6 protein-coding genes are annotated in these 13,853 nt (G+C 68.4%); 4 read left to right on the forward strand and 2 right to left on the reverse strand.

Annotation, left to right across the window (positions count from 1 at the left end; all coding sequences use genetic code 11):
* Window positions 1-165: 165 nt before the first annotated feature.
* The 3 genes from fadD32 (at window position 166) to NVU01S_RS11825 (ending at window position 9,136) form a co-directional block, all read left to right on the forward strand.
* Complete coding sequence (fadD32, locus tag NVU01S_RS11815) at window positions 166-2,082, forward strand: long-chain-fatty-acid--AMP ligase FadD32 (protein ID WP_043680600.1); 1,917 nt, start codon at window positions 166-168, stop codon at window positions 2,080-2,082.
* 143 nt (window positions 2,083-2,225) lie between these two features.
* Window positions 2,226-7,595 carry a polyketide synthase Pks13 gene (gene pks13, locus NVU01S_RS11820; protein WP_043680597.1) on the forward strand — a complete coding sequence of 1,790 codons (5,370 nt, stop codon included), beginning with the start codon at window positions 2,226-2,228 and terminating at the stop codon, window positions 7,593-7,595.
* Window positions 7,592-9,136 carry an acyl-CoA carboxylase subunit beta gene (locus tag NVU01S_RS11825; protein WP_043680594.1) on the forward strand — a complete coding sequence of 515 codons (1,545 nt, stop codon included), beginning with the start codon at window positions 7,592-7,594 and terminating at the stop codon, window positions 9,134-9,136. The genes pks13 and NVU01S_RS11825 overlap by 4 nt, the downstream gene beginning before the upstream one ends.
* Before the next feature lie 60 nt (window positions 9,137-9,196).
* On the opposite strand, the gene NVU01S_RS11830 is transcribed toward NVU01S_RS11825, so the two are convergent.
* The gene (locus NVU01S_RS11830; RefSeq protein WP_043680644.1) at window positions 9,197-9,694 is read right to left on the reverse strand and encodes a peptidylprolyl isomerase; all 498 of its coding nucleotides are present in this window, start codon (window positions 9,692-9,694) and stop codon (window positions 9,197-9,199) included.
* A gap of 137 nt (window positions 9,695-9,831) precedes the next feature.
* Between NVU01S_RS11830 and NVU01S_RS11835 the strand changes: the two genes are divergently transcribed.
* The gene (locus tag NVU01S_RS11835) at window positions 9,832-13,179 is read left to right on the forward strand and encodes an arabinosyltransferase domain-containing protein (protein ID WP_043680591.1); all 3,348 of its coding nucleotides are present in this window, start codon (window positions 9,832-9,834) and stop codon (window positions 13,177-13,179) included.
* A 482-nt stretch (window positions 13,180-13,661) separates the two neighbouring features.
* Here the strand turns inward: NVU01S_RS11835 and NVU01S_RS44170 are convergent, their stop codons facing one another.
* Window positions 13,662-13,823: a hypothetical protein gene (locus NVU01S_RS44170; protein WP_167460256.1), complete on the reverse strand. Its 162-nt coding sequence runs from the start codon at window positions 13,821-13,823 to the stop codon at window positions 13,662-13,664.
* Window positions 13,824-13,853: the final 30 nt, after the last annotated feature.

Consider the following 13,853-nt stretch of genomic DNA (forward strand, 5'->3'; position numbering starts at 1 on the left):
TTGAGTACATCTAGCCGATAGCGGTCACCGCGCAGACCGCCCAGAATCTGCAAGCTGACTCTCCGCACAGTGGGAGCAGCCAGCGGGCGAAAGCGAGTCGGGGCCTCACAGGTAACAGCGGCGTAGTCGCCGTCTTGCTGCGTGTGCCTCGGAGGAGAAGAAGGAATGGAAGAGACTTTCGACGACTACCTGGACGAGACCGGGAACATCCGAATTCCCGAGGATCACACCCTGGTCGATCACGTCGAGAAGCACACCCGGAACGACGCGAACACTCTGGCGTACCGCTACATCGATTACTCGCGTGAGCGTGATGGTGAGGCCCAGGAACTGACGTGGCGTGAGTTCGGCATTCGGCTGCGCGCGGTGGCCGCTCGACTGCAGCAGGTGACCAACCCGGGCGACCGGGTCGCGATCCTGGCGCCGCAGGGCTTGGATTACGTGGTCTCCTTCTTCGCCGCGATCTACGCGGGCACCATCTCGGTGCCGCTGTTCGACCCCGACGAGCCGGGTCACACCGACCGCCTGCACGCCGTGCTCGGCGACTGCGAGCCTGCCGCCATCCTCACCGCGAGCTCCTCCGCGGCGGGCGTGCGTCAGTTCTTCCGTTCGCTGCCCGCTGCCCAGCGCCCGCGCATCATCGCGGTGGACGCGATCCCCGACAGCGTCGGCGAGGGCTGGGTGCGTCCGGATATCGCCATCGATGACATCGCCTACCTGCAGTACACCTCGGGCTCGACCCGGACCCCGGCCGGTGTGGAGATCACTCACCGCGCGGTCGGCACCAACCTGCTGCAGATGGTCAACTCGATCAACCTGGACTGGAACTCGCGCGGCGTCACCTGGCTGCCGCTGTTCCACGACATGGGCCTGCTCACGGTGATCCTGCCCGCGGTCGGCGGCAAGTTCATCACCATCATGTCGCCGAGCGCGTTCGTGCGGCGGCCGTACCGCTGGATCAAGGAACTGGCCGCGCAGTCCGACGGCGCCGGAACCTTCGCCGCCGCACCGAATTTCGCGTTCGAGCATGCCGCCGCGCGTGGTCTGCCGAAGAACGGCGAGTCACTGGATCTGTCCAACGTGATCGGCCTGATCAACGGCAGCGAGCCGGTGACCACCTCGTCGATGAAGAAGTTCAACGAGGCCTTCGCGCCCTACGGCCTACCCAAGACGGCGATCAAGCCGTGCTACGGCATGGCCGAGGCGACGCTGTTCGTGTCGGCGACCAAGGCCGAGGACGAAGCCAAGGTCACCTGGGTCGATCGCAACGAGCTCAACGCGGGCCGCATGGTCAAGGTCGAGCAGGGCACCGACAACGCCATCGCCCAGGTCTCCTGCGGTTACGTCGCGCTGTCGCAGTGGGCCGTGATCGTCGATCCGGAAACCGTCGAAGCCGACGGCGGCCAGGAACTGCCCGACGGCCGGGTCGGTGAGATCTGGTTGCACGGCAACAACATGGGCATCGGCTACTGGGGTCGCCCGGACGAGACGTCCGCCACCTTCCAGAACAAGGTGCCGCATCGCCTCGCCGAGGGCAGTCACGCCGAAGGCACCGAGCGCGACGCCAACTGGATGCGCACCGGCGACTACGGCGTGTACCTCGACGGCGAGCTCTACATCACCGGCCGGGTCAAGGACCTGGTGATCGTCGACGGCCGCAACCACTACCCGCAGGATCTCGAGTTCTCCGCGCAGGAAGCCTCCAAGGCGCTGCGCCCCGGCTTCGTCGCCGCGTTCTCGGTGCCCGCGAACCAGCTGCCCGCGCTCGTCTTCGATCAGGGCAGCCACTCCGGCCTGAAGTTCGACGCCGACGACGGCTCCGAGCAGCTGGTGATCGTGGCCGAGCGCGGCCCCGGCGCGGGCAAGGCCGATCCACTGCCGATCGCCGACGAGGTGCGGGCCGCGGTGGCCGCGCGCCACGGTGTCACCGTTCGTGACGTTCTGCTGGTTCCCGCGGGCTCGATCCCGCGCACCTCCAGCGGCAAGATCGCCCGGCGCGCCTGCAAGGCCGCCTATCTGGAGGGAACACTGCGGGGTGGTTACACCCAGCAGGCCTTCCCCGATGCACCCGAGGAAGAATGACGGAAGTTCCCGCCTCGATCAGGTCGGAACAGTGGTTGTCTGGCTCGCCACTCGGTTCCGGCCTGTGCCGGAACGACACCGAGTGATCCGGGCCGTCAATCCCCGCCGCGCAACCGCACGCAGACAGGTAGCTTGAGGAATTGATGGCCGACAACGAGTCCACCCAGACGACCGATAACTTGCCCGCCGAGCAGGGTGCCGACCAGGCGCCCGCGCCGGTGACCGCTGCCGCCACGAGCGGTGCGCGGACCGATCTGTCCGTGGCCGAGCTGCGTGAGTGGCTGCGCCGCTGGGTCGCCGACGCGACCGGGCAGTCGATCGAGGCGATCACCGTGGACCGGCCGATGGAAGAGTTCGGGCTCGCCTCGCGCGACGCCCTCGCCCTCGGCGGCGACATCGAGGAACTCACCGGCGTGGTGCTGAACGCGACCGTCGTCTACCAGCATCCGACCATCGCGTCGCTGGCCGAGGTGGTCATCAACGGCGAGCCGGAGAGCGCGGACGCGGTCTCCGACGACTCCTTCTATACCGCGGGCTACCAGCCGGGCCAGGCGCACGACATCGCCATCGTCGGCCTGTCGACCCGGTTGCCCGGCGCGGGCGATACGCCGGAGTCGACCTGGGAGTTCCTGATCAATCGCGGGGACGGGATCCGGGATCTGCCCGAGGGCCGGTGGGACGAGTTCGCCGCCGACCCGGGTGCGGCAGCCGCCATCGCCTCGGCCAACACCCTGGGCGGTTATCTGGACCAGGACGTGGTCAAGGGCTTCGACGCGGAGTTCTTCGCGATGTCGCCGCTCGAGGTCGAGAACGTCGATCCGCAGCAGCGCCTGATGATGGAACTGACCTGGGAAGCGTTGGAGCACGCCAGGATTCCCGCGAGCGAGCTCAAGGGCACGCCGGTCGGTGTCTTCATCGGTACGTCCACCAGTGACTTCATGCTGGTCGCCGCCCTCGGCGTCGGTAACCAGGATCCGAACCTGCCCGCCTCCGCCGCGGCGTACGGCATCACCGGCGCGTCCTCCGGCATCATCGCCAACCGCGTCTCCTACTTCTACGACTTCCGCGGCCCGTCCGTCGCGGTGGACACCGCGTGCTCGTCCACGCTGGTCGCCGTGCACCAAGCGGTGCGCGCGCTCCGGGACGGCGATGCCGACCTGGCGCTGGCCGGTGGCGTGAACATGCTGCTCGCGCCGATGGTCACCCTCGGCTACGACTCGGTCGGCGCGGTCGCGAAGAACGGCCGGATCAAGGCGTTCTCCGCCGATGCCGACGGCATGGTTCGTTCCGAGGGCGCCGGTCTCATCGTGCTCAAGCGCCTTGCCGACGCCGAACGTGACGGCGATCGAATCATGGCCGTCATCAAGGGTTCCGCGATCAACTCCGACGGACGCTCCAACGGCATTGTCGCCCCGAACCCCGATGCGCAGGCCGAGGTGCTCCGCCGCGCGTACCGGGACGCGGGAATCGTGCCGTCGACCGTCGACTACATCGAGGCGCACGGTACCGGCACCCTGCTCGGTGACCCGATCGAAGCCGACGCGCTCGGCCGGGTGGTCGGTCGCGGTCGGGCCGACGACCAGCCCGCGCTGCTCGGCTCGGTGAAATCCAATTTCGGCCACCTGGAATCGGCCGCGGGTGCGGCGAGCTTCGCCAAGATCGTGATGGCGTTGCAGCACAACGTCATTCCGCCGAACATCAATTTCGCCGGTCCCAACCCGTACATCCCGTTCGACCAGGCCCACCTGAAGGTCGTCGACGAGCCGACCGAATTCCCGCGCTACAGCGGCACCGCCACCGTCGGCATCTCCGGTTTCGGCTTCGGCGGGACCAACGCACACGTGGTGGTGCAGGAATACGTTCCGGCCGCGGCCGAGGTCCCGGCAGCCCCCGAGGTAGCCGCGCCCGAGGCCGCAGCGGTTGATGCGAATGTCGCTGCCCTCGACGCCGAGCTCGATGACGAGTCGACCGACGTGATCGCGGAAGCGGATGCGATCGTCGCCGAAGCAAGCGAAGACGTCACCGAGACCACAGCGCTTGCTACCGAGCCCGCGGCTGCGGCTGCGGAAACTGTTGCCACGGTTGCGGAATGGACCGCCGAGCGCACCGAGCCGCTCCCGGTCGTGCTGCCGATCTCCGGCTACATGCCTTCGCGCCGCCGCCGCGCCGCCGGTGAACTGGCCGACTGGCTGGAATCCGAAGCGGGCCGCGATGTTTCGCTCGAGGACGTGGCCAGGTCGCTGGCCAAGCGCAGCCACTGGCGTTCGCGCGGTGTGGTGCTCGCCAAGACGCACGAGGAGGCCGTCGCCGGTCTGCGTGCCATCGCGGCGGGTAAGCCGGGCAACGGCGTGTTCACCGCGGACGCGCCCGCTGCCGTCGGCCCGGTGTGGGTGCTCTCCGGTTTCGGTGCCCAGCACCGCAAGATGGCCAAGGCGCTGTACCTGGAGAACTCCATCTTCGCCAAGGCCGTCGACCAGGTCGACGAGCTGGTGCAGGACGAGGCCGGGTACTCGATCCGGGACATGTTCCTCGACGACGGCCAGGACTACAACGTCGGCACCTCGCAGGTCGGCATCTTCACCATCCAGGTCGGCCTGGCCGCGCTGCTGCGCGCGCACGGCGCGGAACCCGATGCGGTGGTGGGACATTCGATGGGCGAGGTCGCCGAGGCGTACATCGCCGGTGGCCTGCCGCTCGAAGACGCGGTCCGGGTGATCTGCGCCCGCTCGCGCCTGATGTACGAGGGCGAGCAGATGCTCACCGACAACGACGTGCGCAACATGGCGCTCGTCGAGTACAGCGCCGAGGACATCGAGCAGCTGCTCGCCGAATTCCCGGACGTCGAGGTCGGCGTGTACGCGGCCCCGACCAACACGGTGATCGGCGGCCCGCGCGCGCAGGTCGAGGCGATCGTGGCGCGGGTGGAGGCGGAGGGCAAGTTCGCCCGGATCCTGCAGACCCGCGGCGCGGGCCACACCTCGCAGATGGATCCGCTGCTCGGCGAGCTGGCCGCGGAGTTGGCCGGCATCGAGCCGACCAAGCTGAAGACCGGTCTCTACTCGACCGTGCACAAGGGCGAGTTCTACCGCGCGGGCACCGATCCGGTGCACAACGAGGACTACTGGGTGAAGAACATGCGCGGCAGCGTGTACTTCACCAACGCGGTGCAGCTCGCGGTCGACGCGGGCCACACCACCTTCCTGGAGCTCGCGCCGAACTCGGTCGCGCTGATGCAGGTGCTCGGCACCACCTTCGCCGCGGGTCTGCACGACGCGCAGCTCATTCCGACGCTCAAGCGCAAGGAAGACGAGGCGGCCGGCGTGATCGGCGCGCTGGCGCAGCTGTACGTGCACGGGCACAAGGTGGACCTGTCCTCCCTGCTGACCCCCGGCGCGTACGCCGACGTGCCGCGAACCACGTTCGTGCGCAAGGAGTACTGGCCGAAGGCGTCGCTGTCCGCGGGCGGCGGCAACACCAGGGTGCCCGGCGCGCACGTGGCGTTGCCGGACGGCAGGCACGCCTGGGAGGTGCAGGCCGCGTCGGCCGGTGACCTGGCCGCGCTCGTGCAGGCCGCGGCGGCGCAGGTGCTCAGCGAGGTCTCGCTCGGCGCCTCGATCGTGCACGCGACTGTTCCGGCGTCGGGCACGCTGACCACCACGCTGACCCCGCACCCCGGCGGTGCGTCGGTGCAGGTGCACGCCAAGGAGGGCGCGAGCTTCCGGCTGCTCTTCGACGCCGTGGTCACCTCCGGTGCACCGCTGCCCGAACCCGTTGTGGCCGAGCTCGTTCCGGCGGCGGCCGCCGCGGTCGAGCCGGCGGCGGGCACCGATCTGGAGGTCATCGAGACCTTCGGTGACCGCTGGGATCCGAACGGCAGCCAGAAGCTCGAGGATCGGCTCGCGCTGATCGTCGCCGAGTCGATGGGCTACGCGGTCGAGGATCTCCCGATGGAGATCCCGCTGATGGAGCTCGGCCTCGACTCGCTGATGGCGATGCGCATCAAGAACCGCGTCGAGTACGAATTCGACATCCCGCAACTGCAGATCCAGGCCGTGCGCGACGCCAACCTCAACGAGGTCGGCAAGGTGCTGCGCTACGCGGTGGAACACCGCGACGAGTTGCAGGCGGTCGCCGCGAAACAGGCTGCGGGCGAAGAGGTCACCGTCGACGCCGGCTTCATCGAGGCGGCTCGCGCGGCCGTCGCCGCAGGCGAGGACCCGGCCGCGATCGCCGCTGCCGCCGCGAATACCGCTGCACCCGAGGCTGTTTCGCCGTCGAACGCGGACGCCGAGACCGCCGCGCCGGCTACCGAAGCCGCCGCGCCGGTCGCCGAGACGCCTGTCGTACCGGCGGAACCAGCGGTGGCCGAACCTGTTTCGCCGGTTGCCGCCGCCCCGGCCTTGGGTGGTCAGCAGTCCGCCGACGAGGACGACGTCCCGCCGCGCGACGCCGCCGAACGACTGACCTTCGCCACCTGGGCGGTGGTGACCGGTAAGTCCGCCGGCGGAATCTTCAACACCCTGCCGATCCTCGAGGAAGAGGTCGCCGAGAAGCTGGCGGCCCGGCTCACCGAGCGGGTCAAGGCCGAGGTCACCGTCGACGATGTGCTCGACTGCGAGACCATCGAGCAGCTGGCGGATATCGTGCGCAACCTGCAGGACAGCGGTGCCGACGTGGACGGTTTCATCCGGCCGCTGCGGCCGCGCGCCGAAGGCTCGAATGCCTTGCCGGTCTTCGTGTTCCACCCGTCCGGCGGTAACACGCTGGTCTACGAACCGCTGCTGAAGCGGCTGCCCGAGGGCACGCCGATGTACGGCTTCGAACGCGTCGAGGGCGACATCCTGGAGCGGTCGAAGCAGTACCTGACCGAACTGCGCAAGATCCAGGGCGACGGCCCATACGTGCTGTACGGCTGGTCGCTGGGTGCGGTGTTCGCGTTGCAGGTCGCGCAGCTGCTGCGGGCCGAGGGCGCCGACGTGCGGCTGGTCGGCCTGATCGACCTGGCGCTGCCGATCGAGGACGAGGACAACAGTCCCGAGGAGCGGGTGCGCCGGATCGAGCGGTACCAGGTCTTCGCGAAGAAGACCTACAGTGTCGAGGGCGAGCTGGATCGCGAGCAGCTGGAGACGCTGGCCGCGGCCTCCGACGAGGAACAGTTCAAGATGATCAGCGACCTGATCAAGATCAGCGGCACCAAGATCCCGGGCGGCGTGCTCGAGCATCAGCGCACCTCGTGGATCGAGAGCAGGCACCTGGCCAAGACCCAGCCGACCCGCTACGACGGTGACGTCGTGCTGTATCTGGCGGAGCGGTACCAGGACGGCATGATCGAGCTGGAGCCGCGCTTCGCCGATCGCCGCCCGAACGGCGGCTGGGACGAATACATTCCTAACCTCGAGGTCATCCATATCCCGGGTGACCACCTGCAGATCATCGATGAGCCGCGGATCCAGCAGATCGGAGCCGACCTCACCGCGAAGCTCGCTGCCATCGATGTGAAAGGGGCTCAGTGACTACGACTGCCGAGAAGCTCGCCGACCTGCGCAAAAGGCTCGATTTAGCGCAGGAACCGGCGGGTGAAGCGGGGGTGGCCAAGCGGGCGAAGAAGGGGATTCCCAGCGCCCGCGACCGGATCAACATGCTGCTCGATCCGGGCACCTTCGTGGAAATCGGTGCGCTGGTGCGTAAACCGGGTGACCCGACGGCGCTGTACGGCGACGGTGTGGTCACCGGGCACGGTTTGGTCGAGGGCCGGCCGGTGGCGGTGTTCTCGCACGACCAGACCGTCTACGGCGGTTCGGTCGGTGAGATGTTCGGCCGCAAGGTCGCCGGGATCATGGAGTACGCGGCCAAGGTCGGCTGCCCGGTGGTCGGCATCAACGACTCCGGCGGCGCCCGGGTGCAGGAGGCGGTGACCTCGCTGGCCTGGTACGCGGAGCTGGGCCGTCGCCAGGAGCCGCTGTCCGGTCTGGTGCCGCAGATCTCGATGATCCTCGGCAAGTGCGCCGGTGGTGCCGTGTATGCCCCGATCAACACCGACGTCGTGGTGGCGACCGAAGAGGCGTACATGTTCGTCACCGGCCCCAAGGTGATTCGTGAGGTCACCGGCGAGGACGTGAGTCTCGAGGAGCTGGGCGGCGCGCAGAGCCAGGCCGAGTACGGCAACATCCACCATGTCGCGGCGGACGAGAAGGCCGCCTTCGACTGGGTGCGCGACTACCTGAGCTTCCTGCCGACCAGCTGTCAGGAGCTCGCGCCGATCGTGAACCCGGGGCTCGAGCCGGAGCGCACCGACAGCGACCTGGAACTGAATTCCCTTGTGCCGGACTCGGACAACGCCGCGTACGACATGCACGACATCCTGCTGCGGATCTTCGACGACGGCGCGTTCCACGAGGTCGGCGGTTCGGCCGGGCGCAACATCATCACCGGGTTCGCCCGGGTGGACGGTCGCAGCGTCGGCGTGGTCGCCAATCAGCCGATGGTGTACGCCGGTGCGCTGGACGCCCGCGCCTCGGACAAGGCGGCGCACTTCGTGCGGTTGTGCGACGCGTTCGAGATCCCGCTCGTCTTCGTGGTGGACACCCCCGGCTTCCTGCCGGGCGTGGAGCAGGAGAAGATCGGCGTGATCAAGCGCGGCGGCCGGTTCCTGTTCTCCTTCGTGGAGGCGACCGTGCCGAAAGTGACTGTGGTGATTCGCAAGTCGTACGGCGGCGGCTACGCGGTGATGGGCTCCAAGCAGCTCGGCGCCGACGTCAACCTGGCCTGGCCCACCGCCCGGATCGCGGTGATGGGCGCCGAGAGCGCGGTCAGCCTGATCGGCGGCAAGCAGATCGAGGCCGCGCCGGAGGAGCAGCGGGCGGCCGTGCGTCAGCAGATGATCGACTTCTACAACGCCACCATGGCGACGCCGTGGGTGGCCGCCGAGCGCGGCTACATCGACGCGGTCATCGAGCCGTCGGCGACCCGGCTGGAGCTGCGCCGCGCGCTGCAGTTGCTGCGGGACAAGACGCAGGCGCGCAACCCGCGCAAACACCACCTGCTGCCGCTGTAGTTAACCGCGGAATCGGGCCGCATCCGTTGAGACGCAGCCCGATTCAACCGTTGCGGGTTTTCAGGCGAGGCCGGCGGACTCGATCACCACGTCGTCCTTCGGCACGTCCTGGTGCCCGGCGTTGTTGCCGGTGGCCACGCCCTCGATCTTGTCGACCACGTCCTGGCCCTCGACCACCGCGCCGAACACGGTGTAGCCCCAGCCCTGCGGGTTGGGCGCCTTGTGGTTGAGGAAGTCGTTGTCGCTCGCGTTGATGAAGAACTGCGCGGTGGCCGAGTGCGGATCGTTGGTCCGCGCCATTGCCACGGTGTACTTGTTGTTCTTCAGTCCGTTGTTCGCCTCGTTCTGAATGGGCGCCTGCGTCGGCTTCTGCCGCATGCCCGGCTCGAAGCCGCCACCCTGGATCATGAAGCCCGGGATGACGCGGTGGAAGATGGTGCCGTCGTAATGCCCGGCCTTCACATAGTTCACGAAGTTCTGCACCGTGGTCGGCGCCTTCTCGTCGTCGAGTTCCAGGACGATCGGGCCGAAGTTGGTCTGAAGATTCACCTTGGTCATACCCACACCTTGCCAGCCCGCTCCCGCGCGCCTTTTCCCGGTCGTGTGTATAGCCCCCCTTGACCATCACGGCGCGCATTTACGAACAATGGCGTGCTGCGGGCGCGGCATATTGAACACAGCTAGCATTGCCAATCGTGCCCGACGCCGCTACCGCTGTTCTGACGAAACCGCCCGCCGCTCCGGCGGCCTCTCCGGCCGATTTCCGGACCGCGCGAATAATCGCGCTGGTCGCCGGTCTGCTCGGCGCGCTGCTCGCCATTGCGACCCCGTTTCTGCCGGTCACCCAGACCACGGCGGTGTTGAATTGGCCGCAGACCGCGACGCTCGGCAACGTGCAGGCGCCCTTGATGTCTCAGGTCCCGATCGACCTGAAGGCCACGATTCCGTGCAGCACGGTGGCGCAGCTGCCCGAACGCGGCGGCATGCTGCTGGCCACCGCGCCACCGCAGGGTGACCGGGCCGCGCTGGAGGCCCTGTTCATCCGGGTGTCCGAGACCTCGGTCGACGTGATCGATCGCAATGCCGTGGTGGTGTCGGCGCCGCGGGCGGACATGGAACAGTGCTCGTCGCTGGTGCTCACCTCCGATCACGACCGCACGCGCGCGGTGTTCGAGGGGCTGACCACCACGGTCACCAAGCCGGTCGCGGGCGGGGCCGAGGAGCAGGTGCAGGTGCCGGTCGAGGGCTCGCTCAACGGCGACCTGCGGCCACAGGTGGTCGGCGTCTTCTCCGACCTCAAGGGCGCGGCGCCGGCCGGTCTCGGCTTCACGATGACGGTGGACACCCGGTTCTCCACCAGCCCCACCCTGATCAAGCTGATCGCGATGATCGCGGCGGTGCTGTGCACGCTGGTCGCGCTCGCGGCGCTGGCCCGGCTCGACGGCAGTGACGGGCGCGGGCATCGCCGCTTCCTGCCGTCGAACTGGCTGAAGCCCACCTGGGCCGACGGTGCGATCGTCGGCACGCTGCTGGTGTGGCATTTCGTCGGCGCCAACACTTCTGACGACGGCTACATCCTGAGCATGGTGCGGGTCGCCCCGCACGCCGGCTACATGGCCAACTACTTCCGCTGGTACGGCGTCCCGGAGGCGCCGTTCGGCTGGTACTACTACGTGATCCAGCTCTTCGCGGAGTTCTCCACCGCCAGCGCCTGGGTGCGGGTGCCCGCGCTGCTCTGCGCCATCCTCTGCTGGCTGGTGATCAGCCGCGAGGTGGTGCCCCGCCTCGGGCGCGGCGTGCGCAACAGCAAGGTGGCGTTGTGGACCGGCGGCCTGGTGTTCCTGGCGTTCTGGCTGCCGTTCGACAACGGCCTGCGGTCCGAGCCGATCGTCGCGCTCGGCGCGCTGCTCACCTGGGTGTCGATCGAGCGGGCCATCGCGACCGGCAGGCTGCTGCCCGCCGGTGTCGCGGTCCTGGTCGCCGCGTTCACCCTCGCGGCCGCACCGACCGGCCTGATGTGTGTGGCGGCGTTGCTCGCCGGTATCCGCCCGCTGATCTGGATCGTGGTGCGCAAGCGGCGCCAGTTCGCCGAGCAGGGCGGAAAGTGGTGGGCCACACTGCCGTTGCTCGCCCCCATCGCGGCGGCCGGGGTGCTCGTGCTCATCGTGGTGTACAGCGATCAGACGTTCGCGGGCATCCAGGAGGCGAACCGGGTCCGTCAGGTCACCGGGCCCAACCTCGCCTGGTACGAGGACTACCTGCGCTACTACTACCTGTTCGTGGAGACCGTCGACGGTTCGCTGTCGCGCCGCTTCGCGTTCCTGGTGATGCTGCTCTGCCTGTTCACCACCATGCTGGTGCTGTTGCGGCGCCGGCGGGTGCCCGGCATCGCGAGCGCGCCGACCTGGCGATTGATGGGCGTCGTGTTCGGCACCATCTTCTTCATGATGTTCAACCCGACCAAGTGGACGCACCACTTCGGCGCGTACGCGGGCATCGCCGGCTCGCTGGCCGCGGTGACCGCGGTCGCGGTGTCGGCCTCGGCCCTGCGGGCGCGCAAGAACCGGGCGATCTTCCTGGCCGGGCTGTTGTTCGTGCTCGCGCTGGCGTTCTCCGGCATCAACGGCTACTGGTACGTGTCCAGTTTCGGTGTGCCGTGGTTCGACAAGCGCATCTCGCTGCACGGCTACCAGTCGAACACCTTGATGCTGGGCCTGTTCGGGCTTGCGCTGGCGTTGGTCGCCTGGCACTCCCTGCGCGAGGGTTACGCGAAGCCGGAGGCCTCACCACGGTCGGCGCGCGGCAAACGGATTCGCAAGTTCGCCGCCATCCCGCTCACCGTCGTCGCCGCGCTGATGGTCGCGCTCGAGGTGCTCTCACTGGTCAAGGGCGCGGTCTCGCAGTACCCCGCATACTCGCTGGCCCGCTCGAACCTCGACGCGCTCGGCGGCAACAGTTGCGGCCTCGCCAATGATGTTCTGGTGGAAGCGGATCCGAACGGCGGCCGGTTGCAGCCGATCCCCGATCCGGCGCTCACCGATTCGAGTGATCCGCTGGCCGGCGTCGACCCGGTCGGATTCGATCCGAACGGCGTGCCCAACGATCTGTCCGCCGACAGTGTCGAGGTGAAGCCGGGCACCGGCAATACCTCGACCCAGTCGGTCGGCGCCGCGTTCGCCGAGGGGCAGAGCGCGGGCACCGGCGGTGGCCAGGGCGCGCGTGGCGTCAACGGCAGCACCGTGGCGCTGCCGTTCGGGCTGGACCCGGCGACCACGCCGATCCTCGGCAGCTACCAGAACGGCGTGCAGCAGCCCGCGCATCTCACCTCGAGCTGGTACGGGCTCTCGCCGCGGTCGGCGGACAGCCCGCTCGTGGTGATCAGCGCGGCCGGGCGCATCCTGTCCGTCGACGACACCGGGGACACCCGCTACGGCCAGTCGCTCACCGTCGACTACGGCCGGAAGCTGCCCGACGGCAGCGTCGAGAAGCTCGGCACCTACCTGCCGCGCGATATCGGCCCGTTCCCGTCCTGGCGTAACCTGCGCGTCCCGCTCGCCGAGATCGCGCCGGAGGCCGACGCGGTCCGCATCGTCGCCAACGACCCGATCCTGATCGGTGACCAGTGGCTGGCGTTCACCCCGCCGCGGATGCCGAAGTTGCAGTCGCTCAACACCTTCATCGGTTCCGAGCAGCCGGTGCTCGAGGACTGGGCCGTCGGTCTCCAGTTCCCCTGCCAGCGTCCGTTCAACCACAAGAACGGCGTGGCCGAGGTTCCCGGGTACCGCATCCTGCCGGACCGCCCGCTCGCCATCAGCTCCACCAACACCTGGCAGGCGGAGGAGTTCGGCGGCATCCTCGGCTTCTCCCAGATGCTGGCGAAGTCGGTGACCGTCCCGACCTACCTGAAGGACAACTACGCCCGCGACTGGGGCTCCCTGGAGCGCTACGACCAGTACGACCGCAGCGCCACCCCCGCAAAACTCGACACCGGCACCGCCACCCGCTCAGGCTTCTGGACCCCCGGAAAACTCCGCGTCTTCTAGCCCCTGAGACCCCGCAGGCCCGGCCGAGCAACGCTCGGCCGGGCCTGCGGGCGTACAGGGGTCCGGCGCGGTCACTCCGGGTAGGCTCGGCGCATGACGAGCGGCGCTCCGACCGACTGGTACCGGTGGATACCGGAGCAGATCACTGCTCGGGTAGTCCGCTCGACCGCGGGATGATTTTGTTTTGATGGCCTGTTTGGGACTTGTGGCTCAATGGGCCGATCATGGGCTACCGCCGGGCATTCGGACCTGTGTGGTGAGGTGTGGTGGCCGAGCGCGGGGTGAAAGTGGTGCGCCCGCATCGGGTTCGGGGCGGGTGATGCGGGGCGCGGGGGTTCGGGGTTGCCGACGATTGCCGCTGGGGGTGAGCAGCGGTGGTGGGCAAGAGATTTCGTTGGGGTTGCGATCCGGGCCGGGTACGTTCGGGCGGGGCTGACGCGGGCCGGGGGTGTGGGCGCGGATCGGGCTAGCCGGGGGGTTGCTCAGACCTTGGTCATACGCAGGCCGAGTTCGCGGCGGAGCACTTCTTGGGAGGGCAAGCGGTTGAGTACGCGCAGGATCGCGGGGCGCAGTTCCCGTTGTTCGTCCTCGGTGAGGAGACCGACGAGATCGCGCAGATCCATCTGATCGAAAGCCGACGTCATACTGCACAGATTACGGTTTTTCGCTGAACT

The sequence above is a fragment of the Nocardia vulneris genome (genome assembly GCF_001613425.1).
GTDB lineage: Bacteria > Actinomycetota > Actinomycetes > Mycobacteriales > Mycobacteriaceae > Nocardia > Nocardia vulneris.

What these genes read in the sequence shown, in the direction of transcription:
- fadD32 (WP_043680600.1), top strand. Translation starts at nt 166, where the DNA reads ATGGAAGAGACTTTCGACGACTACCTGGACGAGACCGGGAACATCCGA.
- NVU01S_RS11830 (WP_043680644.1), bottom strand. Translation starts at nt 9,694, where the DNA reads ATGACCAAGGTGAATCTTCAGACCAACTTCGGCCCGATCGTCCTGGAA.
- NVU01S_RS44170 (WP_167460256.1), bottom strand. Translation starts at nt 13,823, where the DNA reads ATGACGTCGGCTTTCGATCAGATGGATCTGCGCGATCTCGTCGGTCTC.
- pks13 (WP_043680597.1), top strand. Translation starts at nt 2,226, where the DNA reads ATGGCCGACAACGAGTCCACCCAGACGACCGATAACTTGCCCGCCGAG.